Annotated in this window: 12 protein-coding genes; 2 read left to right on the top strand and 10 right to left on the bottom strand. The window is 49.3% G+C overall.

Annotated elements, in window-relative coordinates; translation table 11 throughout:
* Positions 1-86 precede the first annotated feature (86 nt).
* The 7 genes from WC647_05230 to WC647_05200 form a co-directional block, all read right to left on the bottom strand.
* Positions 87-1,334, bottom strand: coding sequence for a Tm-1-like ATP-binding domain-containing protein (locus tag WC647_05230; GenBank protein ID MFA6221697.1), 1,248 nt, complete (start codon positions 1,332-1,334; stop codon positions 87-89).
* Positions 1,334-2,995: an AMP-binding protein gene (locus tag WC647_05225; GenBank protein MFA6221696.1), complete on the bottom strand. Its 1,662-nt coding sequence runs from the start codon at positions 2,993-2,995 to the stop codon at positions 1,334-1,336. The genes WC647_05230 and WC647_05225 overlap by 1 nt, the downstream gene beginning before the upstream one ends.
* A 56-nt stretch (positions 2,996-3,051) precedes the next feature.
* Positions 3,052-4,458 (bottom strand): phenylphosphate carboxylase subunit beta, encoded by a 1,407-nt coding sequence (ppcB, locus tag WC647_05220; protein ID MFA6221695.1) that lies wholly within the window; start codon positions 4,456-4,458, stop codon positions 3,052-3,054.
* Positions 4,459-4,495: 37 nt separating this feature from the next.
* Positions 4,496-5,575 carry a PEP/pyruvate-binding domain-containing protein gene (locus WC647_05215; protein ID MFA6221694.1) on the bottom strand — a complete coding sequence of 360 codons (1,080 nt, stop codon included), beginning with the start codon at positions 5,573-5,575 and terminating at the stop codon, positions 4,496-4,498.
* A 30-nt stretch (positions 5,576-5,605) separates the two neighbouring features.
* The gene (locus tag WC647_05210) at positions 5,606-7,438 is read right to left on the bottom strand and encodes a PEP-utilizing enzyme (GenBank protein MFA6221693.1); all 1,833 of its coding nucleotides are present in this window, start codon (positions 7,436-7,438) and stop codon (positions 5,606-5,608) included.
* An 85-nt stretch (positions 7,439-7,523) separates the two neighbouring features.
* The gene (locus WC647_05205; GenBank protein MFA6221692.1) at positions 7,524-8,036 is read right to left on the bottom strand and encodes a hypothetical protein; all 513 of its coding nucleotides are present in this window, start codon (positions 8,034-8,036) and stop codon (positions 7,524-7,526) included.
* A complete protein-coding gene (locus WC647_05200) occupies positions 8,033-8,596 on the bottom strand; it encodes a UbiX family flavin prenyltransferase (GenBank protein ID MFA6221691.1) in 564 nt (187 codons plus the stop codon). Before WC647_05200 ends, WC647_05205 begins: the two co-directional genes overlap by 4 nt.
* Positions 8,597-9,013: 417 nt before the next feature.
* Between WC647_05200 and WC647_05195 the strand changes: the two genes are divergently transcribed.
* Together WC647_05195 and WC647_05190 are read left to right on the top strand one after the other, a co-directional pair.
* The gene (locus WC647_05195; protein ID MFA6221690.1) at positions 9,014-9,931 is read left to right on the top strand and encodes a LysR family transcriptional regulator; all 918 of its coding nucleotides are present in this window, start codon (positions 9,014-9,016) and stop codon (positions 9,929-9,931) included.
* 63 nt (positions 9,932-9,994) lie between these two features.
* The gene (locus WC647_05190) at positions 9,995-11,206 is read left to right on the top strand and encodes a Tm-1-like ATP-binding domain-containing protein (protein ID MFA6221689.1); all 1,212 of its coding nucleotides are present in this window, start codon (positions 9,995-9,997) and stop codon (positions 11,204-11,206) included.
* A gap of 2 nt (positions 11,207-11,208) precedes the next feature.
* Here the strand turns inward: WC647_05190 and WC647_05185 are convergent, their stop codons facing one another.
* Genes WC647_05185 through WC647_05175 form a run of 3 tightly spaced genes read right to left on the bottom strand, consistent with a single transcriptional unit; the run spans position 11,209 to position 15,409 of the window.
* Positions 11,209-12,384: an aminotransferase class V-fold PLP-dependent enzyme gene (locus WC647_05185; GenBank protein MFA6221688.1), complete on the bottom strand. Its 1,176-nt coding sequence runs from the start codon at positions 12,382-12,384 to the stop codon at positions 11,209-11,211.
* A 4-nt stretch (positions 12,385-12,388) separates the two neighbouring features.
* Complete coding sequence (locus tag WC647_05180) at positions 12,389-12,736, bottom strand: TusE/DsrC/DsvC family sulfur relay protein (protein ID MFA6221687.1); 348 nt, start codon at positions 12,734-12,736, stop codon at positions 12,389-12,391.
* A gap of 15 nt (positions 12,737-12,751) precedes the next feature.
* Complete coding sequence (locus WC647_05175; GenBank protein MFA6221686.1) at positions 12,752-15,409, bottom strand: molybdopterin cofactor-binding domain-containing protein; 2,658 nt, start codon at positions 15,407-15,409, stop codon at positions 12,752-12,754.
* Positions 15,410-15,419: the final 10 nt, after the last annotated feature.

Below are 15,419 nucleotides of genomic sequence, written 5' to 3'. Positions count from 1 at the left end.
ATCGGTTGCAGGCAGTAATTCCTAGTTATCAAATTCAAGCCGAGGTTTTTGTAATTGATAGTTCCCAAGAACCCCGAAAGAGAAGTCTAATCTTTTTGCGATTTCAAACTCTTGGGGAAGATTTCCAAACAAGCGGACGCTACGGCCTCGGCAAAAGTCTGTTCTTCCAGATTGGCGTCTACCTCTCTAATGACGACCTGATCGGATGAAAGGGCCTCTTTTAGAGTCATCAGAAATAACCTGTCCTGATCTCTGTCAAACATATGTCCCGTTGGCGGGTCGACAGCGGACCAACCACGTGTGGGAAAGAGAAAAATGGTAGGCCCTTTTGCCTGATTTAGCTTTTCCGCAAAAACCTTGGCCACTCCGACAATTTCTTCATCAGAGACCCTCAAGAATGTCCGGAGTTCATCTAGCTCGAATTTTCGACGTTCATGATGCTCTGGTTTGTAACGTGATTTTCGTGGGCTGGTGAGATTGACCCCCCCTGGCGCGATTACTTGGGGAATGCCGATTTTGGCTGCGCTGGTCAGGCGATTTGCGCCGGCGGCTCTCATGCCGCCAAGATATTCTTCTCCTACTCCACCTGGGGCCAATTCCACGACTGCATCAAAAAAGCCTTCCGAAATCATCTCTTCCATGGCCCTGTCACAAATTCCAGCGGCCGAGAATCCGATTACCTGATATCCACTGGATTCCAGACTTTGTCTCACGGAATGAGAGCAGCGTTCTGTGGGACCGAACATGGACATTGCCACCAGAGGAATGCCACTATCCCGCGATGATTGAACAGTAAGCGAATCAATCGTCGCCATTCCTGTGATTGCGGCGGCCGCCCTGTCCAGGATGTTCATCAGGGGCTTTGACAAACCGGAGATCTCTATAACAGTATGCAGTATAGCTATATCTCCAGCGCCAATGTATCGGGTAGCCAAGCCGGGTAGGGCGGCGGTAGAAGAAACCATTAACTTTGGAACTCCAAATGGCAGGGCCCTCATGACATCAGTCGCCATAAGGCTGCCGGTAGAACCTCCCAGACCAATCACACCCCCCAGACGCCCTGATTTCATTAGATCAGTCGCTATTTTGGTTGCGCCTGAAATCATTTGTCTGGTTATTTTCTTTCTTTCTTTAGAAACCCGAATGTCCTCAATATCGGCCCCTGCCGCACGCGCTGTTTCCGCGGATGTTATATCGGCGCCGGGAAATTCTCCGGACATACTCATGTCCAGGACTAGGCATGCGCCGCCTCTATTCTTAATAGAATCTCTAAGATAAAAGGTTTCCGGACCTTTTGTGTCTAGTGTCGACACAAGAAGCGACACGCGTTCCATCAAATTCTGACCTCCGCCTGCACCTTTTCCCTGATATCTTTTTTCAGGGTTTCTTTGTTAACCTTTCCGGAATCGCCCACAGATGGAAACTCGGACACTATCTCCAGCCTCTCCGGGAGTTTGAACATGGCGATATTCCTGGCTTTTAGGAAATCCACCATTTCCTTGAAGGTGAATTGGCTCCCCGCTTTTGGAATCACGTAGGCGCAGGCGCGTTCTCCCATCTCCCTGTCCGGGTACCCTACGACCGCAACCGAGGCCACCTTGGGATGATCGTTCAATAGGCCTTCGATTTCAGCAGGATATATATTCTGTCCCCCTCGGATAATCATATCTTTGGCTCTTCCAAGTATCCACAGGCAACCCTGGTCGAATTTAACAATATCGCCGGTGGTGGTCCATCCGTTGGGATCGAAAACAGTTGCGGTGAGTTTCTCATCGCGGTAGTAACCAGCAGGGGCGTGGGGGCCACGGAAATATAGGACACCGGGTTCTCCATCGGGAACTTCGTTTTTGTTTTCCTCATCCATTAGACGGACCTGGTTTCCCGGAAGCATTCGACCCACTGTCCGACGGCGTAAATCTCTGGAATCCTCGACGCGGCATCCGGACACCGACCCCATGTCCTGGGTGCCAAGATCACTTGTGATGGATGCGCCGAAAGCCCGCTCGGCTTCCTCTGCAATCTGGGGAGAAAGATAGCCACCGGCTGAACGGATAAAACGCAGCGAACTCAAATCGTATTTGGACGTATCCGTGTCGAGCATCCTCACAAGATGAGTGGGCACGACGCCGATGGCCGTAGCCTTTTCTTTTTCAATGAGCGCCAGCGCCCCGTCCGGAGAGAATTCCTCCAACATGACGGTTTTTGCTCCGGCCAGTGGCGCTGCAAAATATGTGAGTGTACCAGCCGCTCCACCGGCATGAGGAGCGATAGCCACTGTAATATCGTCCTTGTTCAGTTTCCAGATATCCACGCGGCCCTTGGATGTGCAGACACGTGGAGCCATCGGCCATTCCACAAGTTTGGGAATTCCAGTTGTTCCCGTTGTCGTGGTAAGCAGCGCCACATTCCATATAGGATCCAGTCGTCTTTCCGCAAGGATTGACTCGTCCACCGGCTTTTGGGCCCTATCATTTACTATGCGGGTGAGCGAAAACGTTCCCTCGGGCACCGAATCCGGAACTTCGTCGTCGAACAGAAAGATGTTTTTCAAATGAGGAAACTGCTTTTGCAACCCTTTGTACATTTCCAGATAATCGAATTTGTTGTAAATATTCAGGATGATAACGGCCGATGCTTCCGTCCTCTCGACCATGTATTCAAGTTCTCTCTGCCGAAGGTACGGATAAACAGTCAACGAGATCAGACCGGCCCTTTCACAGGCGATCCTGGACAAAAAACCGTAAACGCTGTTGGGGGACTGAATGATGATTCGAGAATGCTTCGGAATTCCCATTTCGACCCATGAAATAGCCATTGCGTCCACTAGACGCTTTGCTTCGGCCCAGGTCAACCGGTATTTGGAGTCTACCAGGGCCTCCCTGTCTCCATATTCACGGGCGTTCCTATCCCAGAAATCGTAAAAGGTTTCCTGGGTCCAATAGCCGTTTCTTAAGAATTCATCGACCATTTCCTGCTTATAACGAATCGGTTTCATCCAGTCCTCCTCGACAGACCGAGCTGATTAGCGTTTTCTGTTTAGCGATCTCCAATTCACAGTCCCAGTTCGGACCACCGTCCCTTAACTCTTTCCACCATTTTTGCATCGAGCTCGATTGGAATCGGCTTGTCTTTCCAGTCATAGGGGATGGTGGCGTCCAGGAGGAGGCGGCCAGTGATGTCTCTGGCGTCGATGGGTAGAGATGGATCCAATGGGGTTGATCGACCACGCTTAATTACCTGAGACCGGTTCGGCTGGAACCTGAAACTAAGAGCGTACATCACCCGTGGAATGTCCCAGGGATCGATGTCTTCATCTACAACGATCACGGTTTTCAGACCATAAGCTCCCATTTCCGTAGAAATGGCCGCAGTAAGGACTTGGTCGGCATGCCCCGGGTACATCTGTTTGACAGAGATTATGGCAAGGAACCTTCCCGATCCTTCGGGTGGACAGTAAACGGCTTTCAAACCTGGAATCTTCATGGCCAGGAGTTGCTGCCAGAGAGTCGCTCCGTAGGAAAGCGCCATAGTCATGTGGGTGTCAGTCACCGCCCGACCCACAGTAGTCCCCCACAGAATCGGATTGTTCCGGTGGGTGACGCATTTCACATCCACGAAATTTCGCGGGTCGGTGCCCACGCCGGAGTAATAACCGGTGTACTCGCCGAACGGTCCTTCTTCCATGAATTTGTCGGCGTCCACCTCACCTTCGATAACGATTTCGGCATGCGCCGGTATGGGCAGATCAACGGTTTCTCCCTTTACTACCTCCACAGGTGTTCCCCTGAGGGCTCCCGCTACGTCATATTCCGACACTGAAGCGGAAATTCGGGCCGCTCCCATGATGAAAAGCAAAGGGTCACATCCGATTATCGAGGCGACTGGCATCGGTTTGCCCAATGCCTTATACTTCTTCAGCATGATGTCTGCGTGTTTGCCCTTGATGAACTGGGTTCCGATCTTGTCCTTGCCAAGCAGTTGGGCGCGGTAAGTGCCCAGGTTGACCCAGCCTGTTTCAGGGTCTTTGGTAATGAAAAAGTGAGCGGTGCCGATAAAACGCCCGCCATCCAGCGGGTACCAACGGGGAACCGGGAACTTGAAAAGGTCGATCTGATCTCCGGTCAGGATGTTTTCCTTGCACGGCGCTGCAGTCTTGTCCACATACTTGGGAGGAAGCAGATTTTCGCCCAACCTTGCCCAAGCGTCGTAAAGATTCACCAGGGTCGAGTCGAGCGGTTGCCCCATGATCAGGGACAGGCGTTCCGTGGTAGTGCATACACTGGTGATGACCGGTGTGTGGTAATCCTTTATATTTTGAAAGAACAGAGCGGGACCGCTTTGTTCTTCGTTGAGTTTAGCGATATGTGACAGCTCGAGGTCCCAGTCGACCTCCGCCTTAATCCTTTTACAGAGTCCTTTAGCTTCAGCTTCCTTGACAAAATCTCTCATGTCTTTCATACGAATCCACATCTCCTTATCTTTAGATTATTTGGCCTTATGTGATGGTTCGTCCCTTGATCAGTCCAGCGATTATTTGTTCAATCGCAGAAGCCTTGGGCTCCACTAATGGTTTAGCCTCCTTTTGGCTCCAAACGGTTTCAGGGCGGCTCTGAAGAATAAAAATTTCTCCCTTGTAAGGCAGTCCCTTTTCGGTGGCCCATTCTATATCCATAGGACGCCCGTAATGTTGCTCAATAATTTTCCCGACTTTAGCAAGCTGAATTATCTCTTCGTCCAGAAGACTCTGTTGTGTCTGTCGTTCCGGATGTAAATCCAGTTTTAGAACTTCATCGGACTCCGGGTCTGTAGTGTAATAAATCTTCTTCTCTGAAACGGTCTTCTTTACAACATCCATAGTAATCTTGTTCACGTGAAACTGGTCAGGTGTCACTTCTCCTGACACTACGCTTTCTCCATATCCGAAGTTAGAATCTATAACTACGGTAGCCCTGTCACCCGTGGCCGGGTTCAGTGTAAACATAACTCCTGCCGTAAATGATCTGACCATTTTCTGGATCGCAACGCTAATGAGGACAATGGAATGCTCGAATCCCATTTTTATCCTGTAGGCGATTGCTCTGGCAGTGAACAGGCTGGACCAGCATCTTTTTGTTCTGTCGAGCAACTGATCCACACCCCTTATCCATAGGAAAGTGTCTTGCTGTCCGGCAAAGCTCGCGCCGGGCAGATCTTCCGCCGTCGCCGAGGATCGAACCGCAACCGGCAGGGCTGGTATTCGCGAACGGCGTGCCAAGAGCCGATACTGCGAAGCGATGATGTCTTCCAGTGTTTCGCTTATGGTTCCAGCCTCGATCCAACTTCGGATATCTTTCGACGCTTCTTCCAGTTTAGAAAGGTCCTCATCATTTAGATTGACCAAACGATTGACAATCTTGTTTTTCAGGTCATTGTCATCGAGGAATTGTTCATATGCGGCGGTCGTGATTGCAAAGCCCGGGGGAACCGGGATTCTTGCCTTCATTAGTTCCCCCAGACTGGCGCATTTTCCTCCGACAATACCAACCATGCTGTTATCGCAATTTTCAAAGGGAATCACATACCCTGATGTGTCCATCACGGACTCCTATAGTTTTACGACAAATATCTAATCGATTATGTTGATTTCACCTTTGGAACCGTCAAGCCTTATTCTTTGGCCAGTTTTCAGCCTCGATGTCGCGGATCCGGTTCCCACTACGGCCGGAAGACCATATTCACGACAGACGATAGCTGCGTGGCACATAACCCCGCCAACATCGGTAATGGCAGCTTTGATTTTCTGGAAGGCCGGAGCCCAGCTAGGAGAAGTCGTGGGGGCCACAAGTATTTCTCCTTCCTTGAGTTCTCCCACCTCTTTGACTGTGCGGCATACGCGAACTTTGCCTTCGACCACTCCCGGGGAACCAGGAAAACCGATTATCATGGTCAGATCACCCTCAGCTACGGCTTTTAATTTTGCCCATTGGGACATGGATTCGGAAGTGATACCCCACAAGACTATCGTGAATGGTTCAGTTATGGTCTCCGGCATCGTCCCCATAGCGTCGGGCGGGGTCCACTGACGGAATTTGTCCATGACTCCCTTACGCCAAGCCACCTCTTTGGGCCATACGAGGGGTCCTCTTGGCTTACTTCCTGTCGCCCAGCTCGTAACTACGTCCCATAGAGCGTCCTTAATCTCGGATCGTTTCAAGTACCAAACATCTTCCACATCCTCGATCAATTTGTAATCAACCAGGATTTTCCCGACCTCACGTATTTTGTTCCAGAAAAGACTGTGGAACCAGTGCTCGACGTAGAAAAGATGATTCTCGACATATGGGAAAACTGTTCTCGCGGTCCCGAGTAGCTGATCATAGGTCTGTCTATCCGCGTCCGTATTGAGTAAAGCCCTGTATTCCGTAGCGAGCCTTTCTCTTTCTGCAATAATGCTCTTGGTCGGCCGATCTATATTGTCCCCTTTCCTAATTTTTTCTATATAAATCCCCATTGCCGACAAAGGGACATCCAGGTCGTCATTCCAGCATTTGTCGTGATGATACCAACCGGTTCCTGTGGACACATAGAACCAGGGCTCTCTCGCTGCATTGAAGGCTTCCAACCACTTCTTACCGTTCTCGCTCGCTTGCATGCCTTCCAATACTTCAACCTCGTTGCCTTTTAGCGCAATGTCATCCACTCCAAGATCAATCGCTAACTTGGCCAATTTCTTCAATTCTTCGTCCGGTCGATAAATTATTACATCGATGCCGCCGACCATCTGTGTGATTTTTTGAAGAGGAATGTCAGGAAAGGCTTTTTGACAGAAATCAACGAAAACCACGTAGGCGGCGTACCCTAAATTCAGAAACTCGAAGTGGTACTGCCATGTTAGTATGCCAAGATCTATAAGTTTGTCATATGCTTTAAGCAGCGTATACCCTGTAGATGTGCCAAGACCTTCAGTGACCACAGACTCGTCTTCAATTTCAGGGAGAGTCGGGATTTTCAGCTTCGAGACCTGATCAATAACGTCTCGCATTTTTACTTCCCACTGATCATGGAGACGATCCCAGTTCTGATAATAATACCCGGCTCTTTTCATAAACAATTCTGCCCTTTTTGGTATCTCGCTTGGGTCAGAAACAGGTAATGGGGTGATATAAATGTAGCCGTTATGAATTCGGTGATCGACACCCATTGCAGGAGGAACGATGAAGATCCTGGAATTGAACTGAGAAAGGCCTAAAAACCAGGCCTCGTCCCAAATGATGTCAAAGGGATACATCGGTTCTGGATAGTGCAGTCCATCGTAAAACCAGAACATGTCCTCCTCATATTTCTTGCGTTCCGGATCTTCAGTACTGTACTGATAATTGTAGGGATACATACGTTCCCAACCTTCGGTCCCTGGAATAGTTTCCGCTTCGTGTGGATTTGGGAATTTCATCTCGGCCATGTTTCGTCCTCCTGTCTCTTGTTACTTACATTGGTCACGTTGACCGTTTCAGAAAACGATCATGAGTTTGGACTATTTCCTGGAGTTAGGCTGGAACAGGGGAACCAACCGCTACTCCATCGTGTATGGTCAGTTTCCATCTGACACCCATTCCGATTGAATTATCCAAGTATAGTATTGTACCAGGGCGAAAAATGTACAGAGCGACTCTGCTCATTTTCCCCCTAAGTTCATTGGACAAAGAGGAGTCTTTGCTAAAAAACTCTCTAACAAATGGATACCTTCTGAAGTACGTCACAGTAGCTCTTGCGATCGCAGGTATCTTCGTTATAGTTTCGACATGGCCTTCCATCTGTAATCCTTTGATATCCCGCCAGTTGTCGCATGCTGCATGAACCGACGCCGCGGCTCGTCGATTTTCCTTGAACACGACAGAATGTCTGGAGTTTTGTGACGAAAAGAACACGAGATCAAATCCCTGACGAGCGTAAAATACCGGGCAAATCCATGGTTCATCCGCCAGGGTGCAACCGAGAGTCATTGTGGTCAATGAATCCAGGAAGCGGATTACTGTTTTCTCGAGATCTTCCTTGATCATCCTCCCGCCCAGCGCTGAAACAGGTGGTGATCGATATCTAATTGATCCAGGGTTTTTCCTATGGTCTGATCTACTATGTCTTCTATTGTCTTTGGTTTGTGGTAGAAAGATGGAACTGGTGGCAATATTATTGCCCCTATCTCTGTTACTGCTGTCATTTGCCGAAGATGACCAAGATGGAGAGGTGTTTCCCTCACGATCAAGACAAGTTTTCTTCTTTCCTTAAGGGTTACGTCCGCCGCTCGAATCAACAGGTTGTCATCTATCGAATTAGCGATCATGGACAGGCTCTTCATCGAGCAGGGGGCGACCACCATACCATCAGTCTTGAAAGATCCACTTGAAACACAAGCTGCAAGATCGTCAGGGGAGTGAGATACATGAGCAAGCTTTTCAAGCGCATCAGGTTTCATTGACGTCTCATGCTCCATCGTGACTCTAGCCCCGCGGGAAAGAATCAGATGGGTTTCAACGCCATCAATCTGGTTTAGGACCTCGAGCAGTCGGACACCGTAAATGGTCCCGCTTGCGCCACTAACTCCTACAACAATTCTCTTCACTACATGCCTTTCCAGCAATCTGATCGAATCGTGTTTGTTAATGTGGTCTGTCTACGTTGAGAGTCTGCTGCTGATGCTTTGTCCCAGCTTTGTTAGCCCGATAAAAACAATAATGAACTGTAAGGCTGCAGGTTCGCCAGTTTTGGTTCTCATGCTTTCCGTCATGAGTCTTTGGGAAGTGTTAAACCAATATCGCAAGGCCTCGACTTTTTAACATGTAATGACACGCCACCCGGATAAACAATGAAAGTTTACCCTACTGCCCTTGTGCAGGCCGGAACGCCGACTTTCGTCGCTTGTTCGCAAGTCTCTTGCTTGATCTCAATTATGAAATTCTAAAACATTCAAGTCAAGATAGAAAAAGTTATATGTCCATAAGTCTATCTTATACTATACTTCGGTACAACGAGGTCCAGTATGCCAATCAATCTCAAACACCTGGAGACCTTTTACCATTTCTGCCGGTTTCACAGCATGACTCGCGCTGCGGAATATTCGAACGTTAGCCAACCGGCCATCTCTCAACAAATTAATCTTTTCCAGGAAGAGTGTGGTGTAAAATTAGTTTATCGTGAGGGCAGTCAGTATAAACTCACAGACGCTGGGGAATCGGTTTTTCTGTTGAGTAAGGTCATATTTGCCCGCCTGGACCAAATTGAATCTGTGCTTGACGAAGCGCGGAAACCCAAGTCTGGTGTCTTGAGGATTGGTACAACTAAAGATTATGCGGTCACATTGATGCCGGAACTGGTCGCAAAGTTTCAGGATCAGTTCCCGCAAATCCAGGTGAAATTGAACGAGGGAAATTCTTTGGATTTAATGGCCCGTCTCAGGAGCCGGAAAAAGGATCTGGTTGTAGTGGCTAGGACCAACTACGACGCTTGCTTCAAGGCATTCCCTTTTGCAATAGTAGAATTGGTATTAGTAGCCAGGCCTGATCACCCGCTCTGCCAACGCGCGAATGTCTCCATCAAGGACCTGTCCGGAGAATTGCTAATAATACGGGAACAGGGATCAGGATCGCGAGACGCTATCCTAAAAAAACTCGGAGAGCATAGTGTAAAGCCCTCCGCAATCATAGAGTCGGGAAGTCTGAGTTTCATTCTGGCCTATGTTGAGCGCCGAATGGGAGTTTCGTTTGTAATGGCTAACGAGGTTCCAAATGAGCTTTCGAAAGGGATTTTGAAGAAGATTGACCTTGTCGAAGGCGACATCCGGTTTCCGGCCGACATAGTAGTGCTTCGAGAAAAACCAATGATGTCTCATGTCCGACAATTCCTAAAAATAGCTATTAAGAAACGCAATGAGAATTTTCTGGACGAACACCCCGAATAGTGAGAGTTAGAATTAAGACCCAAGCAAACCTGCCGAGTCACAATCTATTCCCGCGAGGTCCCAATGAAGCCCATTGTAGTAATTCTCGGAACCTTGGACACAAAAGGCGCCGAGGTCGATTTCCTTAAAAGTGAAATATCCCGGCACGAATGTTCAACGATCGTGGTTGATGTTGGAACGCTTAATCCACCAACCTGCCAAGCGGATATTTCTCGAATAGATGTGGCTTTAGCAGCCGGAACCAGCATAGAGGACATTCATAAACGGGGGGACAGAAGAACCGCTGTAGAAAGCATGATTCTTGGGGCTTCGTCAATTGCAAGGAAACTCCACGAAGGTAAGCGTCTGTCTGGAATAGTGTCAGTGGGAGGTGGAACCGGTACTCACATCGGGATGGGAGTTATGAGGAGCCTGCCACTCGGTGTCCCCAAACTCATGGTTTCTACCGTAGCGTCACGAGACATGAGCCGACTAATTGGAACCAAAGATATCACGGTAATGCATTCAGTTGTGGACATACTCGGCCTTAACCCTATCAGCAGAAAGATACTGTCTAATGCCGCGGCGGCTATAGCGGGTATGGCTTTCGATTCCAGAAAGATCAGCTCGGAAAAACCTATTGTGGGACTGACATCTTTTGGCTTCATTACGGAAGGAGCCATGAAGGTTAAATCAAAGCTGGAGCTTAAAGGTTATGAGGTAGCCCCTTTTCACGCAAATGGAACTGGCGGCATGGCCATGGAAGATCTGATAGAGCAGGGTATAATAAACGCTGTGGTGGATTTGGCCCTTCATGAGTTCCCTGATTCCTTGTATGGCGGGTATTGCGGAGACATAGGGACAAGTCGATTGGAGACCGCAGGCCGGCTCGGCTTACCACAAGTAGTGGTCCCAGGGGGTCTTGATTGTATAGTGTTGGAATTTGACTCAAGAGAGACCATGCCCACCAATCTTCGCGACCGTGCCGTCTTCTGGTACGATTTTAGATCCGGAGTAAGAACATCAATTGAGGACATGATTCAGCTTGCCGGAATAATATCCGACAAATTAAATCGGTCCCAAGGTCCTACGAATGTAGTAATACCAATGGGCGGTTTTTCAGAGGCGGACGCAGTTGGCGGTCCCTTGTGGGACCCCAAAGCCAATCAGGCGTTTATTTCTGAACTCAAAATCAGACTTGCTTCCAAAGTGGAAGTGACAGAAGTTAATGCGCATATTAACGACACTGATTTTGCTGAGGCCGTTGTAAATATTCTTGCCTCGATGGTTCGATAACGTTAGGAGGATGTTACGCTGGATTCCAGAATTGCTCCAAAGGCATCCAGGACGGCGTCGATGTCCTCATGCGTATTGGAGGGCCCTATACTGAATCGCACACCGCCGTTGGGACTTACGCCGAGGTCTTGGTGTACTAGCGGGGCGCAATGCAGGCCGGTTCGTACCGCAATGTTAAAATCCCCATCCAGGATAGAGCCTAAATCAGCAGCGCTAATGCCATCGACATTAAGCGTCAGGAGCGGAAGATGGTTGGTCAAATTATCAGCGCAATAAAGTCGGACACGTTTGAAGCAGGTAAGTCCATCACGAAGCTTCCTTAATAGATCCATCTCGCGTTCATAAATATTTTGAAGGCCTAGCTCTGTGATATGCCGCATGCCGGCGGAAAGCCCTATGACACCGAGCATGTTAATGGTGCCGGGTTCCAGATGTTGAGGGTATTCGTCTGTATGCGCCGGACTGTCTGAATCGACGCCGGTCCCTCCGAAACGGCTGGCCCGAACGTCTAAACCGTCACGAATGACCAGTCCGCCTATTCCAGTCGGGCCCAACAAAGACTTATGGCCTGTGAACGCTATGGCGTCCAGGCGCCATGCCTTCATATCTATAGGAATGATCCCTGCGCTTTGGGATGCGTCAATAACAAATGGAACATTTTTTTCATGGCAAATGAGGCCGATTGACTCTACAGGCTGAATTGTACCCAGGACATTTGAAGCGTGGGTGAGTATGACAAGTCCGGTTTCATGTCTGATCGCTTTTTCCACGTCTTGAGGATTGACAAAGCCACTGGAATCAAACGGAAGGAGTTCTAAAGTGATAAGGTTCTTTTCCCTGAGGTGATAAAGAGGCCTCAGTACCGAATTATGCTCCAGTCTGGAGCTGATAACATGGCATCCGGGTTCGACCAAGCCGAAGATGATAGTATTAAGAGCGTCTGTGGCGTTGTAGGAAAAAACCACTCTATTCGGATCATGACCCCCGAAGAAGTCGCTAACTTGTCGTCTCACACCGGCGACAAATTCTTCGGCTCGAACAGCCAGATCATAACCACCTCTGCCCGGTGAAACACCCAAACACTCGTAACCTTCCAACATCGATCGAATAACATCGGGAGGTTTTGGGAATGTGGTGGCTGCGTTATCCAAATAAATTGTCTCGGGACAGGAAGACATTGTTTTAGCAGCTCTTAGGGTTGGGCAATCCCGCTATGCGACGAGCGCCGAACTTGATGCCACCCGGGAAAATCCTTTCTATTTGCGTCAAACTTAAACCGGCGCCCTTTCTCAGTTCAGTGTTAAGGGGAGCTTTTCCCATCGACATATAGTATTTTCGCAGGAAGCTAATCACCTGCCAGTGAAGTTCATTTAGCTCGGACATCCCTTGAGCGCGTGCGATATTTTCCGCCATCGTTTCGTTCCACACGTCAGGATCCAATAAAAAGCCTTCTTCATCAAACAGGGCGATATCGGCTTGCACAGCGGTTGTATCACTGTCACTTGTTTTGGTGTCCCCGTGGTGGCCCAAGAAGGTGTCGCCCCTCTAATCCAATGGGGACTTCATGGATTCCAAGACCCGTTGCGGCGTAGCCGGCAGATCCCGTATACGGGTTCCTCCGGTAGCATTCTGAATAGCCGTGACTATTGCTGCGGCGGTAGGCAACAGGACAAACTCTCCCACACCTACGGCGCCCAATGCGCCTTTTTTTCGAGGGGTCTGAAGCAATATCACATCGATATCAAAAGCCGTTCTGGTTGTGGGGAACTTGAGGCCCACCCAGTCACGGGTTTTTCCGTGTACGTAATGTTCACGAAGAGCCATCCCCGCGCCCATATCTACACCGCCTTCTATTTGACCTTCTACAATCATGGGGTTGATAATGGTTCCAGGGTCGACGATAGCCGTTATCTTGTGAATCCTAACCGCTCCTGTTTCGGTATCAACCTCAACTTCGGCCATTTGAACACCATGGACACGCGATTCGAAAGGCGTCCCCTGGCCCGTTTTAGTGTCCAGAAGGGTTGTTTCCGCTACTCTAGATCCCAAGAATCGAGTGGGTTTACCTGCGGCCACAAGTTCGTCGAACGATGTGGCTCCAACTTCCTCCATCGTGGCTTTGAGGCCTTCTATGGCTTTTATCATGGCTCCCCCACTCATATAAGTTACACGACTACCGGACGCTGAACTGGAATCGGGGGTCCTGTCAGTATCACAGATGATCAGGCGAATTTTCTCTGGAGGAATAGCTGTGAGGTGAGAGGCTATCTGGGTGAGCATCGCGTCATTGCCTTCACCTGGATCTGCGATAGAGCCATAGACTGTTAGTCCACCATCTGGGTTGAGTTCCACTGCGACATTGGATCTGTCTGGTCCTCCTCTGCCTATACCGAAGCTACCTCCGGCTATTCCGACGCCACGTTTGAACCGGCCATCTTTATTAGATGCCGCTTCTCGAACAGCTCTTTGATAATGGGGTCTGAGAGCTTCAAGGCATCCAGGATAAGGCCACTCCTCGATAACCTGGCCAGTAGAGATTGATCCCCCCGGTTTGAGGGAGTTTAAAAGACGGAATTCCAGAGGGTCCATTCCCAATTTGGAGGCCAGGAGTTCCATGGCGGATTCGAGCGCAAAGTTAACTTGAGGTGGTCCGGCTCCTCTGGCAGCGCCCCCCCATGCGTTGTTCGTATACACCAACTGGCCTTTGGCTAGGACATTTGGAATATCGTATGATCCGCTTAGCATATACAAAGCACGGTTTAGCACCGATTTCCCTGCGGACGTATATGCTCCGTTTTCAACTATGAAGTCTATGGTATATGCGGTAAGCTTGCCTTGTTTGTCCGCCCCGAGTCGGACTTTCATCTGGAATGGATGTCTTTTTGTAGTTATTTGCATGGACTCTGCAAGGCTACAAATATAGCGGGCAGGACGTCGAAAGTGGAGGGCTGCTGCGGCTGCAATTCCTTCAGCGGTAATATCCATTTTCATGCCAAATTGACCGCCGATAAAAGCCTGTTCATAACGTATGTTGTTCCAGCCCAACGCCTCTTGTAAAACCATCAGATGATGGTGAATATAGATACTGCGTCCGATTACGACCAGCTTCGGATTGTCCTCCTCATCCGGCTCCATGTACGCCACCGACGCTTCCGGTTCCAACGCTGCCTGATGAATGAGTTGAGTTGAAAATTCAGCCTCTACACGTGTTGACGCCCGATTCATCGCCGCATCAGCGTCCCCTTTAATCTGAGGGTGTTCGTAACAAAGGTTCAGAGACCCTTCATGCACTTGGGGGCTGTCTGGAGCTAAAGCCTCTTCCGTGGTCATTACGGGATGAAGTATTTCGTATTCTACCTTCACCGCTTCGACGCCGGCCAATGCCTGTGTTTTAGACTCAGCCGCAACTATAGCGACAGCGTCACCCAACACGTGAATTTTTTTGTCGCACAATAGAGGCTGATCATCCTTTAGTCGGTTGGATCCTTTAATATCCTTGGCTGTTATAATACCGACCACACCAGGCGTCATTTGCGCTTCAGTAGTATCGATGGATTTTATCAGAGCGTGAGGGTAGGGGCTTCGAACGATCGCCAACTCGAGCATGCCGTCCATTCGGATGTCAGCCGAAAACTTTGCCACGCCACATGCGAGCGTTAAAGAGTTGGGTCTTGGGCGCGAAACTCCGATAGAGCCGGCGAATGAATCGGGGTGTTCTTGATTTGGGGTTGTCTCACCTCTCAGAAACCTTCCCGCCAGCTTAACAGCGTCAATTATTTTCTTGTACCCCGTGCAACGACAGAGATTTCCTCGAAGGGCTTTTTTGATTTCCTCTGTGTTGGGGTCTGGATTGCTACCCAAGAGAGCTTTAGCGGAGATGATCATGCCTGGAGTGCAAAATCCGCATTGAACGGCGCCTGCGATTGCAAAAGCCTCCTGAATCAGATGAGGATTTTTCGGAGTGCCAAGCCCCTCTATGGAAATCACATCGGCCCCGTCAAGATCAGCCACTTTTGCAAGGCAGGAATGCGTCGGTTTGGCGTTCACTAATACCGTGCAAGATCCGCATTGTCCCTTTCGATCACAAGATTGTTTCGTTCCAGTCAGGCAGAGTTTGTCACGCAGTAGATCCAACAGAACTAATTGGTCGTCAACATAGAATGTGTACATGAGCCCGTTGATGGTCAGCTCGACTTTTTTCATGACAGTTTCC

This window comes from Desulfomonilaceae bacterium, from assembly GCA_041662605.1.
Lineage (GTDB): Bacteria > Desulfobacterota > Desulfomonilia > Desulfomonilales > Desulfomonilaceae > CAJBEZ01.
This window is presented reverse-complemented; position numbering and strand designations above follow the sequence as displayed.